At 69.8% G+C, this 14556-nt stretch carries 18 protein-coding genes; 4 read left to right on the plus strand and 14 right to left on the minus strand.

All coding sequences use genetic code 11. The features are described from left to right. Positions 1 to 43: 43 nt before the first annotated feature. A complete protein-coding gene (locus tag B7R24_RS11985; RefSeq protein WP_116419209.1) occupies positions 44 to 814 on the plus strand; it encodes an SDR family NAD(P)-dependent oxidoreductase in 771 nt (256 codons plus the stop codon). Between the two features lie 172 nt (positions 815 to 986). Here B7R24_RS11985 and B7R24_RS11990 read toward each other — a convergent pair whose 3' ends face one another. The 11 genes from B7R24_RS11990 to B7R24_RS12040 form a co-directional block, all read right to left on the minus strand. Beyond that, positions 987 to 1745, minus strand: a complete 759-nt coding sequence (locus tag B7R24_RS11990; protein ID WP_116419342.1) for an IclR family transcriptional regulator domain-containing protein — start codon at positions 1743 to 1745, stop codon at positions 987 to 989. A gap of 206 nt (positions 1746 to 1951) precedes the next feature. After that, a complete protein-coding gene (locus B7R24_RS11995) occupies positions 1952 to 3127 on the minus strand; it encodes a thiolase family protein (protein ID WP_116419210.1) in 1176 nt (391 codons plus the stop codon). Beyond that, positions 3124 to 3795, minus strand: a complete 672-nt coding sequence (locus B7R24_RS12000) for a 3-oxoacid CoA-transferase subunit B (protein ID WP_116419211.1) — start codon at positions 3793 to 3795, stop codon at positions 3124 to 3126. The genes B7R24_RS11995 and B7R24_RS12000 overlap by 4 nt, the downstream gene beginning before the upstream one ends. Next, the gene (locus tag B7R24_RS12005; protein WP_116419212.1) at positions 3785 to 4483 is read right to left on the minus strand and encodes a 3-oxoacid CoA-transferase subunit A; all 699 of its coding nucleotides are present in this window, start codon (positions 4481 to 4483) and stop codon (positions 3785 to 3787) included. Before B7R24_RS12005 ends, B7R24_RS12000 begins: the two co-directional genes overlap by 11 nt. A 97-nt stretch (positions 4484 to 4580) precedes the next feature. Beyond that, on the minus strand, positions 4581 to 5837 hold the full coding sequence (gene pcaDC / locus B7R24_RS18440) for a bifunctional 3-oxoadipate enol-lactonase/4-carboxymuconolactone decarboxylase PcaDC (RefSeq protein WP_116419213.1): 1257 nt from the start codon (positions 5835 to 5837) through the stop codon (positions 4581 to 4583). A 9-nt stretch (positions 5838 to 5846) separates the two neighbouring features. Beyond that, on the minus strand, positions 5847 to 7376 hold the full coding sequence (locus B7R24_RS12015) for a lyase family protein (protein ID WP_116419214.1): 1530 nt from the start codon (positions 7374 to 7376) through the stop codon (positions 5847 to 5849). Beyond that, on the minus strand, positions 7369 to 7926 hold the full coding sequence (gene pcaG / locus B7R24_RS12020; protein WP_367302623.1) for a protocatechuate 3,4-dioxygenase subunit alpha: 558 nt from the start codon (positions 7924 to 7926) through the stop codon (positions 7369 to 7371). Before pcaG ends, B7R24_RS12015 begins: the two co-directional genes overlap by 8 nt. Beyond that, positions 7919 to 8692, minus strand: a complete 774-nt coding sequence (gene pcaH / locus B7R24_RS12025) for a protocatechuate 3,4-dioxygenase subunit beta (protein WP_116419216.1) — start codon at positions 8690 to 8692, stop codon at positions 7919 to 7921. The genes pcaG and pcaH overlap by 8 nt, the downstream gene beginning before the upstream one ends. A gap of 43 nt (positions 8693 to 8735) precedes the next feature. Beyond that, a complete protein-coding gene (locus tag B7R24_RS12030) occupies positions 8736 to 9917 on the minus strand; it encodes a 4-hydroxybenzoate 3-monooxygenase (protein ID WP_116419217.1) in 1182 nt (393 codons plus the stop codon). Positions 9918 to 9994: 77 nt separating this feature from the next. Further along, complete coding sequence (locus tag B7R24_RS12035) at positions 9995 to 10765, minus strand: IclR family transcriptional regulator (protein WP_116419343.1); 771 nt, start codon at positions 10763 to 10765, stop codon at positions 9995 to 9997. Then, entirely contained in the window at positions 10758 to 11477 is a 720-nt protein-coding gene (locus B7R24_RS12040; protein ID WP_116419218.1) for a Pr6Pr family membrane protein, read from the minus strand. The genes B7R24_RS12035 and B7R24_RS12040 overlap by 8 nt, the downstream gene beginning before the upstream one ends. 91 nt (positions 11478 to 11568) lie before the next feature. On the opposite strand from B7R24_RS12040, the gene B7R24_RS12045 reads away from it, so the two are divergent. Then, entirely contained in the window at positions 11569 to 12237 is a 669-nt protein-coding gene (locus B7R24_RS12045; RefSeq protein WP_147304031.1) for a hypothetical protein, read from the plus strand. A 39-nt stretch (positions 12238 to 12276) separates the two neighbouring features. Here B7R24_RS12045 and B7R24_RS12050 read toward each other — a convergent pair whose 3' ends face one another. Then, positions 12277 to 12666, minus strand: a complete 390-nt coding sequence (locus B7R24_RS12050; protein ID WP_116419220.1) for a hypothetical protein — start codon at positions 12664 to 12666, stop codon at positions 12277 to 12279. Beyond that, a complete protein-coding gene (locus B7R24_RS18445) occupies positions 12663 to 12872 on the minus strand; it encodes a type II toxin-antitoxin system HicA family toxin (RefSeq protein WP_116419221.1) in 210 nt (69 codons plus the stop codon). Before B7R24_RS18445 ends, B7R24_RS12050 begins: the two co-directional genes overlap by 4 nt. A 173-nt stretch (positions 12873 to 13045) precedes the next feature. Here B7R24_RS18445 and B7R24_RS17610 point away from each other — a divergent pair, with 173 nt between their 5' ends. Both B7R24_RS17610 and B7R24_RS12060 read left to right on the plus strand, forming a co-directional pair. Further along, positions 13046 to 13183, plus strand: a complete 138-nt coding sequence (locus B7R24_RS17610; protein ID WP_172582804.1) for a hypothetical protein — start codon at positions 13046 to 13048, stop codon at positions 13181 to 13183. Positions 13184 to 13339: 156 nt separating this feature from the next. Continuing rightward, a complete protein-coding gene (locus B7R24_RS12060) occupies positions 13340 to 13585 on the plus strand; it encodes a hypothetical protein (protein WP_116419222.1) in 246 nt (81 codons plus the stop codon). 37 nt (positions 13586 to 13622) lie between these two features. Here the strand turns inward: B7R24_RS12060 and B7R24_RS12065 are convergent, their stop codons facing one another. Beyond that, the gene (locus tag B7R24_RS12065; RefSeq protein WP_116419223.1) at positions 13623 to 14552 is read right to left on the minus strand and encodes an aldose 1-epimerase family protein; all 930 of its coding nucleotides are present in this window, start codon (positions 14550 to 14552) and stop codon (positions 13623 to 13625) included. Between the last annotated feature and the right edge of the window lie 4 nt (positions 14553 to 14556).

Genomic DNA, 14556 nt, shown 5'->3' on the forward strand with positions numbered 1-14556 from the left:
TCCACACCCCCGCCGTCTCGAACGGCCGACCCAAGGAGTACCCATGACCGACACACTGTTCCCCGAACGACGCACCGCTGTGGTGACCGGGGTGGGCGGAGCCCGCGGAATCGGGCGGGTCGTCGCCCGCGGGCTCGCCGCCCAGGGCTGGAGCCTCGGCCTCATCGACATCAGCGGCGACGGCGTGCACCAGTTCACCGAAGAACTGCGGGGCGAGGGCATCGAGGCGGTCGGTGTCGCCGCCGACATCACCTCGCCCGATTCGGTCGCTGCGGCGTACGCCCGGTTCGACACGGAACTCCCGCCCCTCGTCGGCCTGGTGAACATGGCCGGAATCCCGAGCACCAGCACCATTCTCGACATGACCCTCGACGAGTGGAACCGCGTCTACGCGGTCAACGCCACCGGCTCGATGCTCAACATGCAGGCTGCAGGGCGACGGATGATCGGGGCCGGCGTCGGTCGCATCGTGAACGTCTCGTCGATCACGGCCCTCGACGGCGGCGGTACCTTCTCGAAGTCGGGCTACGCAGCGGCAAAGGCCGCGGTACAGGGCCTGACCCGGGGCGGGGCCAGGGAATTCGGGCCGATGGGGATCACGGTCAACTGCATTCTGCCCGGGCCGGTCGACACCGACATCATGGGCGGAACCCTCACCGACGAGCGGAAGGCGGGAATGTCAGCGGACATCCCGGTCGGGCGGGTCGGCCAGCCCGCCGACATCGCCGCGATGGCGGTCTTCCTGCTCTCGGAGGGCGCCTCCTTCGTGAACGGCGCCTGCATCAACGTCGACGGCGGCAAGCACATGCACTGAGCGGCACCGTACCGCACCGTCCGGTGGTCGATCGACGCGGATTCGCGTTTCCGGCCCACCATTGTGCGCGGTGTGCCGGAAACGTGTCGGTTCGTCTCGGTGGGCGGCCGGGGCACGCTCAGCGGAGAGGTGGGCGGCCGGGACCGTTGCAGGGCACGGGTCCGGGGCACGCTCAGCGGCGGGGTGCGGGGGTGGCGGCGTCGAGGTTCGTGGCGATGGTGGCCGCGGCCGTGAGGAGCGGCGGCAGCAGGGTCTCCCGCATCCGGGCGGGCGTGAAGGTGCCTGCGGAGACCGAGACGTTGATGGCGGCGACGACTCCCGCGCGGGTGGTGATGGGGGCGGCCAGGGAGCGGAGGCCGAGCTCGAGTTCCTGGTCGACCAGGGCGTGGCCGGCGGTGCGCACGCGGCCCAGTTCGACCTCGAGGGCGGCGCGGTCGTGCAGGGTGAACGAGGTTCGCTGGTCGAAGTGCACGGCGTCGAGGAGGGTGGCGAGAGCATCCGGAGCCAAGTCTGCGAGCAGAACCCGGCCCATCGAGGTGGAGGCGGCGGGAAAACGGGTGCCGACGCTGATCGAGACGCTCATGATGCGTCGCACGGCGACCCGGGCGACGTAGACGATCTCGGTGCGGTCGAGAACGGATGCCGAGCTCGACTCCCCGGTGATCCGGGAGAGTTCTTCGAGGGTCGGCTGGGCGATCTCGGGCAGGGTCAGGGCGGAGAGGTAACTGAATCCGAGTTCGAGCACGCGGGGGGTGAGGGAGAAGAGCCGACCGTCGGTCTGGAGGTAGCCGATCTCGACCAGGGTGAGCAGGAAGCGCCGGGCGGTGGCACGGGTGAGGGAGGTCTGGGCGGCGATCTCGGTGAGCGTCATCTGAGGGTGGTCGGCGTCGAAGGCGCGGATGACGTTCAGGCCGCGCACGAGGGACTGCACGTACTGGTCGCTGGGCCCGGGTGAGGAGGGGGCGGGCGGGGTCGCCGCGCCGGGCGGGGTTGCCGCGCCGGGCGGGGTTGCCGCGCCGGGTGGGGTTGCCGGCTCGGGGGTGGTCGCCGGCTCTGGAGTGTTCGCCGGCCCGGGGGTGGTCGCCCGCTCGGGCAGCGCGGTCTGGTCTGGCACGGGCCCCACCCTATCGGCGCCGGTCAGCGCTCGAGCACGACGGCGAGGCCCTGGCCCACGCCGATGCAGATCGCGGCGACGCCGACTCCCCCGCCGCGGCGTTCGAGCGCACGCGCCAGGTGCAGCAGGATGCGGGCGCCCGAAGCGCCGAGCGGATGCCCGATCGCGATCGCTCCCCCGTCGACGTTCACGATCTCGGGGTCGAGCTCGGGCCAGAGGGCGAGGCACGCGAGCGACTGGGCCGCGAAGGCCTCGTTCAGCTCGACCACGTCGACATCGGCCCAGGTCTTGCCGGCGCGCGCGAGTGCCCTGTTCGCGGCCTCGACAGGGGCGATGCCGAACACATTCGGATCGTTCCCCGCGACGGCACGCGACACGATCCGCGCCAGGGGTTCGCGCTCGAGCGCGCCCTCGCGCCCGATGAACATCGCGGCGGCGCCGTCATTGAGGGGCGAGGAGTTGCCCGCCGTGACCGTGCCCACGTCGGCAGGGCGGAAGGCGGGCTTGAGCGTGGCGAGAGACTCGACCGTCGAGTCGGCGCGCACGGATTCATCGCGCAGCAGCGTCGTGCCGGGCACCGCGACGACCTCGTCGTCGTACACCCCCGCCTCCCAGGCCGCGGCGGCGAGCCGGTGGCTGCGCACGGCGAACGCGTCCTGCGCCTCACGGCTGATGTCGTAGCGGTCGGCGAGGATCTCGGCCGTCTCGCCGAGCGGCACCGTCCACTCCGCCGGCATGGTCGGGTTCACCATCCGCCAGCCGAGCGTGGTGGAATGCAGCGTCTCGGGGCCCGCCGGGTAGGCACGCTCGGGCTTCAGCAGCACCCAGGGCGCCCGGCTCATCGACTCGACTCCGCCCGCGAGAATGAGATCGGCGTCGCCGGACTCCACCGCGCGAGACGCCTGGATGGCCGACTCGAGGCCCGATCCGCAGAGCCTGTTGACCGTGACCCCGGGAACGGATGTCGGCAGCCCGGCGAGCAGGGCCGCCATGCGGGCGACGTCGCGGTTGTCTTCACCCGCGGCATTCGCGTCACCCAGAATGACGTCGTCGATGCGCGCAGGGTCGAGGTCGGGCTGCCGGCTGACGAGCTCGCGCACCACGTGTGCGGCCAGATCGTCCGGTCGCACCCCGGCGAGAGCCTTGCCGAACCGGCCGATGGGTGTGCGGATGCCGTCGAAGATGAAGCTGCCGGTCATTCTGGGATCTTTCTGTAGCGGAGCTCCAGGCCGGTGAGGCCCTGCAGTTCGTCGATGGTGGTGGCGCCGACCAGCTCGATGACGGTCGCGCCGTCTGTCGAGAGTTCGAAGACGGCGCGGTCGGTGTAGAGCCGGTCGACGCAACCGAGCCCGGTGAGCGGGTAGGTGCAGGTCTCGACGAGCTTCGAGACGCCCTTCTTCGAAGCCAGTTCCATCATGACGAAGACCTGTTTGGCGCCGATCGCGAGATCCATGGCTCCACCCACAGCGGGGATCGCGTCGGGTGCGCCGGTGCTCCAGTTCGCGAGGTCACCCGTCTTCGACACCTGGAACGCTCCCAACACGCAGACGTCGAGGTGCCCGCCGCGCATCATGCCGAACGAATCGCCGTGGTGGAAGTACGAGGCCCCCGGCAGCTCGGTCACGGGGATCTTGCCCGCGTTGATGAGGTCGGGGTCGATCTGGCCCTCCGCCGCCTCGGGACCCATGCCGAGCATCCCGTTCTCGGTGTGCAGGATGATCTCCCGATCACTCGGCAGGAAGTTCGAGACCAGCGTCGGCAGCCCGATGCCCAGGTTGACATATGCCCCGTCGGGAATGTCCCGGGCGAGGCGTGCCGCGATCTCGTTCCTGGTCCAGCTGGTGCTGGACGATGGCTCAGCGGACATCGGCCCACTCCTCCCGGTCGAAGCGGTCGCCGGTCACCACGATCCTGTTGACGAAGATGCCGGGGGTCACGACGGCCTCAGGGTCGAGGTCGCCCGCCTCGACGACGCGATCGACCTGAACGACGGTCGTCGCGGCGGCGCCGGCCATGATGGGCCCGAAGTTGCGCGAGGTCTTGCGGTAGGTGAGGTTGCCCAGCCGGTCGGCGCGGTAGGCGCTGATCAGGGCGACGTCGGCGAAGAGCGGATGCTCGAGCACAAAGTCTCGGCCGCCGATCGTTCTGGTCTCCTTCCCTTCGGCGAGCGCCGTGCCGAACCCGGTGGGCGTGAAGAAGGCCCCGATGCCGGCGCCGGCGGCCCGGATACGCTCGGCGAGGTTTCCCTGGGGCACGAGTTCGAGTTCGATCCCGCCGGAACGGTAGAGGGCATCGAAGATGTGCGAGTCGGTCTGGCGGGGGAAGGAGCAGACGATCTTTCGCACGCGCCGGGCGCCGATGAGGGCGGCGAGTCCCGTGTCGCCGTTGCCGGCGTTGTTGCTCACGACGGTGAGATCGGTGGCGCCCTGTTCGAGCAGTGCATCGATGAGCTGCATCGGCTGGCCGGCGAGGCCGAACCCGCCGATCATGATGGTCGCGCCGTCGGCGACGTCGGCGAGGGCAGCGGCGGCACTCTCACTCGTCTTCGAGATCATCGATCTGTCTCCTGGGGGGTGGGGGGCACTCGCCCGCGCTTCGCGGCTCAGCCTGGCTGCCGTGTTCGACAGTCGAACGTTGGTTCGCTTGCCGATACTACTCCGAGAAAACGTCCCGCGCGATGCCCATCGCCGAATTGGCCGCCGGAACACCGGCGTAGATCGCGGTGTGCAGGAGTGCCTCACTGATCTCGGCACGGGAGAGTCCGTTGGTGAGAGCGGCTCTCACGTGCATCCGCAGTTCGGCCTCATGGCCGCCCGTGACGAGGCAGGCCAGCGTGAGCAGGCTGCGGGAGCGGCGGTCAAGGCCCGGTCTCGTCCAGATGGAGCCCCACGCGTAGCGGGTGATGAAGGTCTGGAAGTCGTCTGTCTCGGGGGTGATGCGCCGGGTCGCAGCGTCGACGTGGGCGTCGCCGAGCACCTCGCGGCGAACGGTCAGGCCCGCGTCGTAGAGCTCGGCGACGGTGGCGGTCGGGAGCCAGGTGGGCGGTGGGGTGGGTGCGGCGGCGCCGGGAGGCGCGGTGGCTCCTGTCGGCGCGGCTGTCGGCGCGGGAGGCGGGGCGGGCTCCCAGGGGGCGACCGCGGACAGCAGCGTGAGCAGAGCAGCGGAGACCGCCCCGGGGGCCTCGAGGGTCGGCAGGTGGCCGACGCCGGGCACGAGCACGAAGGCGGCGTCGATCGAGGCGGCGAGACTCCGGATGCCGTCGGGCGGCGTCGCGACATCGGCCTCGCCCGCGACACAGAGCGAGGGCAGGGTGAGCCCGGCGAGTCGGTCGCGCAGATCGAACGCGCCGAGCGCGCCGCAGCAGAGGGCGTAGGACTCGTCGTCGACATCGAGCAGCTCGGTGAGGGCCCGGGACGACAGAGCAGGGTCCCGCTGCAGGAATCCGGGCGCGAACCAACGCTCGGCGCTCGCGCCGATGAGCGACGCCGTGCCGCTCGTGCGCGCGGCGGTGGCCCGATCATCCCAGCCATCCGTGGTGCCGATCTTCGCGCCGGAACAGATGACACTCAGGGAGCGGAGTCGCTCGGGCTGGTCGACAGCGAGCTGCAGTCCGATGGCGCCGCCCATCGATACACCCGCATAGTGGAACGCTCCGCCGCCGACCGCGTCGACGAGGCGCAGCACCGCCTCGGCCAGTTCGGCGACGGTGAACGGCCGGTCCGCCGCCGGGCTGTCGCCGTGCCCCGGCAGATCGAATCGCAGCACCCGGTGGGTCGCGGAGAGTGCGGCTAGTGCCGGTTGCCAGAGCGAGGTGGTGGTGCCAAGCGATGGCCCGAGCACTATCAGCTCGGCGTTCGGCGCCCCGCTGGCAACGGGCTGCACCGAACAGCGAAGGGATGGAACCGTCATGCGGGTCTCCTAGGAATGGTCGCCGGGCGCGGCAAGCGCAGCGAAGCGGGCGAGAACGCGGTCGATACCCGCCGCGGTGTGGTCGTGGCCCGCGTCAGGGTTCGAACCCTCGCGAACGGCTGCCCGAACCGCCCCGTCGGCAGTGTGCCCGACCGAAGCCAGGCGCGCGTCGAGGGCATCGGCGAGCGAGAGGCCGGGCGAGAGGCCGGCTGAGACATCGCCCGAGGCTCCCCGCACCAGCGCGAAAGCCTCTGCACGGCCGAGGTGCTGCGCGAGGGCGGCAGAGAGGCGCTCCGAGTAGAGCAGCCCGTGCGTCAGGTCGAGGTTCGACCGCATGCGCGTCTCATCGACGTGCAGGTTCGAGACCAGCGGCACGGCCGCCCCGACGCACTCGAGCGCGATCCGCTCCAGCTGGCGAAGCGTCTGCCACTCCGCGTGCCACCCGCCGATCGCGCGCTGGTCTTCGGCGATCAGGCTGCCATAGAGCGTCGACACCAGCCCGGGCGCCTGCTTCGCCCCGGCCACGATCAACACCGAGGCGACCGGGTTTCGTTTGTGGGGCATCGCCGACGATCCGCCCTCCCCCGCCGCCAGGCCTTCGCTCAGCTCGCCGATCTCGGTACGGGACAGCTCCGCGACCTGCGACGCGATCGACCCCATCACGCCGGTCACCGCCGCGAGCACAGATCCGACCTCCGCGACCGGCAGACGATTGGTGTGCCAGCTGAGTGCGGGGGCCGCGAGGCCGAGCTCGGCGGCGAAGGCGGTCACGACCGCATCCACGGTCTCCGAGGCATCCGGATGCTCGCCCGACCGCTCCCCGCCGGCCTCCGCCGAGCCACTCACCACCTGCGTCAGGACCGCCAGGGTTCCGACGGCGCCGGACAGCGATGCGGGCAGCCGCTGCCGAGCATCCGTCGCCTGCTCGATGACGGTGCAGACCGCGTCGAGCCAGCCCGCCACCACGAACCCGAAGGTCGTCGGCGCGGCGTGCTGCCCCAGTGTGCGGCCCGCCTGCGGGGTTCGGCGATGCTGCTCGGCCAGCACGGTCAGCGCCGACCCCAGCTGCCGCAGGTCGTCGGTCACCCGGTCGAGCACGCGCGCGGCGAGGAACATCGCCGCGGAGTCGACCATGTCCTGGCTCGTCGCTCCGACGTGCACGAATTCGGCCGAGCCGGGATGGCGCTCCTCGGCGAGCGCCGAGAGCCGGGCGACGAGCGGGATGACCGGGTTGCCGCCCGCGCGGGCCGCCACCGCGATCGCCCCGGGGTCGACCACGCCGGGTTCACCAACCGTGTCGGTGACGGCGAGCATCCAGGTGGGGGCCACGCCCGCGGAGACGAGCGCCCTGCTCAGGGCGACCTCCGCTCTGACCAGCGCAGCGAGCCACGCCTCGTCGCCGATGAGGTGCGAGGCCGAACCGTCAGCGCCGAGCGGGTCGAGCAGGTCGGTGTACCGGAACGACGTCTGCTTCGCGCCCGCCGGAGCCTGCGAGCCCGCCCGCCCGGCAGACAGCCCTGCCGCAGCCGCCTCAGGCATCGAAATCCAGGAACACCGTCTCGTTCTCCCCCTGCAACCGGATGTCGAAACGGTACGACCCGGCCCCGTCGGCCACGGCGAGCAGTGTCGGCACCCGCTCAGGCGGCAGCTTCGACAGCACCGCGTCACCAGCGACCGCGGCCGGAACCTCGTCGGGCGTGAGGAAGTAGACGCGCGTGAAGAGGTGGTGCAGCAACCCCCGCGCGAAGAGCGTGACCAGCGCATAGGCCGCTCCGCCGCCCACGGCACCCGGTGTCACCGTGGTGAACGTGTAGTCGCCGGCGCGCGTGGTCTCGGTGCGGCCGAATCCGGTGAAGGTGTACCCGTCGCGCTCGTGGCTGCCCAGCTCGCGACTGATGACGCCCGACCCGTCCGGCTGCCAGAGCTCGAGCAGGGCATCCGGAATCCCGATGCCCTCACCGTCGAACACCCGCCCGTGCAGCCTGATGGCGCCGGGCTGAGCGCGATCGACCACCTCGCCGCCCCGTTCGAACGGCAGGGCGTACCCGAAGAACGGGCCGACGGTCTGCGACGGCGTCTGCTCACTCATGGTCATCATCCTGCTCCATCCAGGTCTGTTTCGGGCCGGTCAGCGTGATGTTCCACCGGTAGCCGATGGCCCACTCCGGCACGCTCACGTCGTGGTCGTACTGCGACACGAGCCTCTGCTGGGCCGCCGGGTCGACGATCGACTGGTAGATCGGGTCGAGCGCGAACAGCGGGTCGCCCGGAAAGTACATCTGCGTCACCAGCCGCTGGGTGAACGCGGTGCCGAAGAGCGAGAAGTGGATGTGCGCCGGCCGCCAGGCGTTCGTGTGGTTCTTCCACGGGTACGCGCCCGGCTTGATCGTGACGAGCCGGTAGCTGCCGTCGTCGCCCGTGATCACGCGGCCGACCCCCGTGAAGTTCGGATCGAGCGGTGCCGGGTGCTGGTCGCGCTTGTGCACGTAGCGGCCCGAGGCGTTGGCCTGCCAGACCTCGAGCAGCTGATTGCGTACCGGCCGGCCCTCGCCGTCGAGCACCCTGCCGGTCACGATGATGCGCTCGCCCAGCGGCTCCCCCGGGTGCTGGATGGTGAGGTCGGCCTCGTACGAATCGACATCGGTGTGCCCGAAGGCCGGTGAGGTGCGCTCGATCTCCTCGGGGTCGGCCTTCACCAGGGCGTGGGTCGGATGCCTCAGCACGGAGCTCCGGTACGGGGCGTAGCCGCGCCTCGGGTGCAGCTCGGGTGTGCCTCCGGCTTCGACCGTCGCCCGCGCCTCGGCGCTGATCGCGGCGATCTCGCGGTTGATCTCGTTCTGTGTCGACAGCGGCATGCTCGTCTGGCTTTCTGTGTGAGTGGTGTTCAAGATGCCCGGCTCACGCCAGGCGCAGTCCGGTGTACTGCTCGGCCAGAGACCGCATCGCCTCCTCGGAGTGCGTGACATAGTCGAGGCGACCGAGCTGGCTGCGGTAGTCGAAGGCCGCGGTGTCATCGGTTCCCGGCCGTCGGTGCAGCATGTCGGTCATCCACTGGGAGAACTGCTGCACCTTCCACTGGCGGGCCAGAGCGGTGTCGCTGTAGGCGTCGAGCAGGGTGTCGTCGCCCGCGTAGTGCCGAACGAGAGCCACACTCAGCTGGGCGACGTCCGACATGGCCGAGTTGAGGCCCTTCGCACCGGTGGGAGGCACGATGTGGCCTGCGTCGCCGACGAGGAAGAGCCTGCCGAAGTTCATCGTCGAGACGACGAAGCTGCGCATGGGCAGGATCGACTTCTCGGTGATCGGGCCCTCCTGGAGCGTCCAGCCGGGAACGGCGAGCCGAGTGTGGAGGGCGTCCCAGATGCGCTCGTCCGACCAGTTCGCCACGTCCTCCGCCGGATCGACCTGCACATACAGCCGCGAGACGGAGGGCGAACGCATCGAGTGCATCGCGAATCCGTCGTCGTGCAGGGCGTAGATCAGTTCGTCGGTCGACGGTTCGACGTCGGCGAGGATACCCAGCCACGCGAACGGATACTCGCGCACGTAGGTCTGCAGGGCATCCTTCGGCACCGCCTGCCGGCACACCCCGTGAAACCCATCCGCGCCCACGATGATGTCGGCATCCACCCGGTGGGCCCGGCGCCCGTGGGTGAAGCTCAGCGAGGGCGAGCCCGTCAGGTCGTGCACCGCGACATCGCTCGCATCGTAGAACACCGGCGTGCCGGCACCGTCGTGCGCGGCGACCAGGTCGCGCACCACCGACTGCTGGCCGTAGACGGTGACGGTGCGGTCGATGAGCTCGCTGAAGTCGACACGGTGACGTTCGCCCGCGAACTGCAGGTGGATTCCGTCGTGCACCATGCCCTCCGCCTCGACGCCCGCACCGAGGCCGAGCCGCTGCAGGGTCTCGACCGAACCCTGCTCCAGAACACCGGCGCGGATACGGCCGAGAACATACTCCCGATCGCGGTTCTCGACGATGACGAAGTCGATGCCCGCCCGGTGGAGCGACCAGCCCAGCAGCAGGCCGGCTGGGCCGGCGCCGACGATGGCTACGCGGGTGGTGAGGTGGGGCACGCGGATCTCCCTAGCGACGGTGACAGGATGCTCGCCAGCATGGACTCTTCGCGAACCGCGGTGGGGTGACCTTCCGTTCAGCGGAAGGAACTGTCGTAGCCGAGGGCGCGGCCGATACCGCGGGCGGCGAGGCGCACGACGGCCTCGGTCTGCCGGGACGAGGCATCCGTCGTTCGCACGACGACCGAGACGGCCCCGACGACGGCACCGGTGCGGTCGTGCAGCGGGGCGGCGGTCGACGACGATCCGGGGGTCATCTCTTCGCTCATCTGGGCGATTCCGGTGGTGCGGATGTCGGCGAGCCGGCGACGCAGCCGGTCGGGCGAGGTCACGGTGTTGGGCAGAAAACCGGCCAGGGGTGACGCGAGGTACTCGTTGATCAGCGCCGTCGGCGCGAATGCCAGCAGAACGAGGCCCACGCCTGTCGAATGCAGCGGCAGTCGGGCTCCGACACGCGAGATGATCGGCACCGCGTCATGACCCGTGAGCTTCTCGAGGTAGAGCGCGTCATGCCCGTCGAGAATCGCGAGGTGCACGTGCTCGTGGGTGGCCTCGAAGAGGTCTTCGAGGTAGGGCAGGGCGATCGTACGCAGGTTCCGGGCGGGAGGCGCGAGCGTGCCGAGCTCCCAGAGGCGAAGGCCCAGCGAGTAGCGACCGTCGTCGTCGCGGCTGAGACCGCCCCACGCCACCCATTCCCCGACGAGCCGGTGAGCCGTCGAGAGGGGCAGCCCCGTGCGCTCGGCGATCGCGGTCAACGTCAGCGACGACGAGGCGGGGGGCCGGGCGAAGGCATCGGCGATGGCGAAGAGCTTGTCGGCGACAGAGCGGCCGGTCGTTGCGTCAGCCATGGGACCCGCCGGCGCCCGCGGCGACCCGGCCGACACTTCTCTCGTCCTGAACGCCGGTCGGCGAGGGAGCGGGCGGCCGCGGGTGCACCCGTCGCGGAGGCATCCGCGGCAGCCGACTCGCAGCGATCAGCCCCGCCGACACCAGGAGGATGAGCGCTGCCAGCACGGCCGCGTAGACCCCCACTGCAGAGTAGCTCCCGGCCCACTGCGGGTCGAGGAAGATGTACGGATACCAGCCGACCGCCGGACCCCGCACCAGCGTGTACGCCGCGTAGACGAGAGGGAACGCGAGCGACACCCACACCGTGTTCCAGTGCAGCCGCCGCCTCCCGGGCGCGAACACGAAATCGAGGATCGCATACGACGGCACCACGAAATGCAGCACCTTCTCCGAGGTCGGCACCAGAAAGACGTAGTCGGCGATCCCCGCGTTCGCGATGAGCGCGACGAAGGTGACGCCCGACACCACCAGGTATGCCGTGACGAGAGCCCGAAGCACCGTCAGCCATTCCCGTTCGGCACGGTGCAGCCCTCGCGCGAGCAGCAGAACCAGCAGGACGACGAACGCGATGTTGCTCTCGATGGTGAAGTAGCTGAGCAGATTGGATGCCCGGCAGGTGCCGCTCGCGAACACGCAGTCGGCCCGGGAGAGCAGCGCGAGAAAGGTCGTCACAAGAGCTGCAGTGCGCAGAACGAGAAACAGAACCTTCACGGGACTCCCGACGCCGGTTGCGGTACCACAAGGCTACGTTGCCGCCGGTGCGGTGTTTCCCATCCTGCCCGGTTGCTCGTACGCTGGCCAGATGGCGACAGACTCCGGCGGCGCGGCCGCACGACCCGTCGCGACGTGTTCGCGGGGGCGAGCGGGGCTGCGGCTGCGGGTGGGGGTACGGCTGCGGCTCACGCTCTCGGCCCTGTCGCTGGCCGCGCTGGCGGTCGGAGTCATCGGATGCTCGCCCGCCGAGGTGTCGCCCACGGGCATCCCGACCCCCACCGACCAGGCGAATTCGGAGTGGGGTTCGTATGGCAACAGGGACGACGCCTGCTCGGCGGTGGCGGGCGATCTGCTGACACTCGCCCTCGTTCCGAAGAACCTCGCCCTCGCCGACCCGGGCAGCGGCGTGAACGACATCGACGACGTCATCGTCGCTGCGGGAACCGCCGCGCCCCCGTCAGTCGCGCCGAACTACCAGCAGCTCTCGGCCCTCGTGCGCTCCTACGGCGTGCAACTGGCCGCCTGGAGCGCGGCCACAGCACCCAGCCCGACGCCCACGGTGACGCAGACCCCGTCGCTGACCCTGTCGCCCACGCCGAGCCCGGCGTCGACGCCGACCAGTCCCGCCTCCGCCTCCCCCTCCCCCTCTGCCTCTGCCTCGCCGACGTCCGCTCCCGACCGCCCCACCTTCGACGACACTCCGTACACCGCCCGTCTCGACGGCATCAAAACCTGGCTCTCCACCACCTGCGGCTGACCGCACAGCGGAAGCGCAGGGAACGTGCAGACGCCTCCGTCAGGCGCTCAGCGGCTGGTTGACGATCTGCGAAACGCGACCCGGTGACACATGGAGCAGGCCAGCGATGTCGCGAACGGAATACCCGGCCGCCGTGAGTTCACGCGCCCGCTCGCTCGTCTCGGCCTGGAGCCGCTTGACCCGTGCATCGTTGGCCCGTCGCTCGGCGCCCAGTTCGGCCGCCACTTTCACCACCGCGGGCACCTTCTCGTAGCTGTACTCGATCTCGAGGGTCGCCTCGTTGCTGATGTCGAGCACGAGTGCGATCGCCTCACGAACGCTGTGGTCGAGTGAGACCAGGCTCCGGGCGAAGGTGTGCGCACCGGGTAGGTTCGTGACGTCAGCGACCCACGTGTCGCCGTCCAGACCGATTTCGACACGGTAGATCATGACAGCCAGTCCTTTCCGAATATGGGCTCGAGATCCCGTTCAATGGATCGCTGAGTGCCTCGGGGCACGTCTCCCGAATGTTGGGGCACAACAGTCTGAGCCATCAGCCCGTCTCCGGTTGCTCGGTACAGTCGGTGCGACCCCCGTTGCCTGACCATCTGGCCACCGAGCCGTTCGATTCGTCGACCAATCTCCCGGGCCTTCATACCGTACAGTTTAGTGACTAAACACGCAAGTGTCTAGCGACTAAACACCCCCTCCTTCGGTATGTTCAGCAGAAGCGCAGGGAACGCGCAGACACCTCCGAGACAGGGCTGTCACCCTGAAGAAGCATTCGCCGGGCGGCGCGTGCACCACAACCCGAACCGAAGGACGAACCGTGTCGCACCTGCTTGACGACGCCATCGCAGGCGGCCTTGTCGTGACCTCCGTCTGGACGGTCGGATCGGTGGCGCTGGCGCTGCTCCTCGGCCGCGTCGTGCGGGCCCGCGAGACGTACGACCTGCGCGACCGCTGACATCCACTCCGCCGTGAAGCGCGAGCCCCGCTCGAGCCCGGATGTGGGAGAACGTGCAGCGGCAAACACTTCTACCCGGGGCGACCGGGCCCTACGCTGGGTACCGACCCGAGCGATGCCGCTCGGCGCACGCGACACGGAAAGAGCAGGGAAGCTATGACCGACCAAGGCACCTACAAAGCAGAGCTCATCGGGCCGGGGGTCATCGGCAACAATGAGGTCGTGGAGCTCACATTCGTCGACGGCGCCTACCAGGATCTCGTCGAGCTCACCTTCGAGGCCGCAGGCACCACCTCGGTGCGAACCTGGGCCCTCGGCGAGGTCGGCGAAGACACCCTCGAACCGATCCCCTACAACTTTCTCGGCGAAGTCGACCAGACCCCGCCCAACGTCGAGAACTGACGACGCCTCGGGCATCCGGCCCGCCCACTGACGCCGGTCAGGCGCGGTGCCGGATGCCCCACCGCAGCACCCAGGTCTCACCGGGTGCCAGCCACCGGAGGCCGCGCCCGGAATTGAACGCGTCGGCCGGAGCCGTCATCGGTTCCAGCGCGACTGCCACGCCGGGTCCGGATGCACGGGGAAAGTCTTTCGGGGTGTACACCTGCACGAAAGCGAAGTTCTCGTCGCCCCACAGTTCCGTTCGGGAGCCGTCGGGAGCCTGAACCGAGTGAACGACCTCGCCGGCCGAGAACCCCAGCTCGCCATAGCCGCTGTTCGCCGTGAGGTCTCCGACCCGGCGGCCTCCCCGCAGGTCGTGCTCGGTACCCTCGACACCGACCTCGGCGGTCGGGATGTTCAGGGCGTCCACCTCGAAGACCGTCGACGCATCGACCGTGACGACCAGGTCTTCGACCGGAACGTCACCGACCCTGAAGTACGGGTGCGCGCCGACGGCGACCGGAGCCGCGGCATCTGACTCGTTCGTCAGGGTGTGGATGACCGTCAGCCCACTCTCGTCGAGAACGTACTGCACGCTCGTGTCGAGGCGGAACGGGTACCCGTGCTGCGGAAACACCGTCGCCGAGAGCGTCACCGCGCTCTCGCGCTGGGCGGTGACCCGGTAGGCAGTGTTCCGCAGCAGGCCATGTGTCGCGTTGCCCGTCGAGGGCTCCGTTCGGTCGAGCTGCTGGGCCTTTCCGTCGAGGTGCCACCGGGCATTGGCGATCCTGTTCGGCCAGGGAACGAGAACGAGCCCAGCGCCCATGGGCGGCAGTTCGTTCTCGGAGTGCGGTTCGACGCTCTCGACCCCGTCGAGGAACAGTTCGCGAAGGGCCGCGGCGAGTTCGGTGACGACCGCCGTCGATCGGCCCCGGCCGCCGGGGTTGTCGAACGAGATCGCGAACTGCTCGCCGGTCAGGGGTTTCACGCCC

The sequence above is a fragment of the Subtercola boreus genome, assembly GCF_003399645.1.
GTDB classification, from domain to species: domain Bacteria; phylum Actinomycetota; class Actinomycetes; order Actinomycetales; family Microbacteriaceae; genus Subtercola; species Subtercola boreus_A.

Bases quoted from the DNA above. Each gene is read 5' to 3' on its own strand.
- B7R24_RS12050 (WP_116419220.1), bottom strand. From the start codon at position 12,666: ATGATCTACCGTGTCGAAATCGGTCTGGACGGCGACACGTGGGTCGCT.
- B7R24_RS11995 (WP_116419210.1), bottom strand. From the start codon at position 3,127: ATGACCGGCAGCTTCATCTTCGACGGCATCCGCACACCCATCGGCCGG.
- B7R24_RS11985 (WP_116419209.1), top strand. From the start codon at position 44: ATGACCGACACACTGTTCCCCGAACGACGCACCGCTGTGGTGACCGGG.
- B7R24_RS12000 (WP_116419211.1), bottom strand. From the start codon at position 3,795: ATGTCCGCTGAGCCATCGTCCAGCACCAGCTGGACCAGGAACGAGATC.
- B7R24_RS12060 (WP_116419222.1), top strand. From the start codon at position 13,340: ATGACCGACCAAGGCACCTACAAAGCAGAGCTCATCGGGCCGGGGGTC.
- pcaH (WP_116419216.1), bottom strand. From the start codon at position 8,692: ATGCCGCTGTCGACACAGAACGAGATCAACCGCGAGATCGCCGCGATC.
- B7R24_RS12015 (WP_116419214.1), bottom strand. From the start codon at position 7,376: ATGCCTGAGGCGGCTGCGGCAGGGCTGTCTGCCGGGCGGGCGGGCTCG.
- pcaDC (WP_116419213.1), bottom strand. From the start codon at position 5,837: ATGACGGTTCCATCCCTTCGCTGTTCGGTGCAGCCCGTTGCCAGCGGG.
- B7R24_RS12005 (WP_116419212.1), bottom strand. From the start codon at position 4,483: ATGATCTCGAAGACGAGTGAGAGTGCCGCCGCTGCCCTCGCCGACGTC.
- B7R24_RS12035 (WP_116419343.1), bottom strand. From the start codon at position 10,765: ATGGCTGACGCAACGACCGGCCGCTCTGTCGCCGACAAGCTCTTCGCC.
- pcaG (WP_367302623.1), bottom strand. From the start codon at position 7,926: ATGAGTGAGCAGACGCCGTCGCAGACCGTCGGCCCGTTCTTCGGGTAC.
- B7R24_RS12045 (WP_147304031.1), top strand. From the start codon at position 11,569: ATGGCGACAGACTCCGGCGGCGCGGCCGCACGACCCGTCGCGACGTGT.
- B7R24_RS18445 (WP_116419221.1), bottom strand. From the start codon at position 12,872: ATGAAGGCCCGGGAGATTGGTCGACGAATCGAACGGCTCGGTGGCCAG.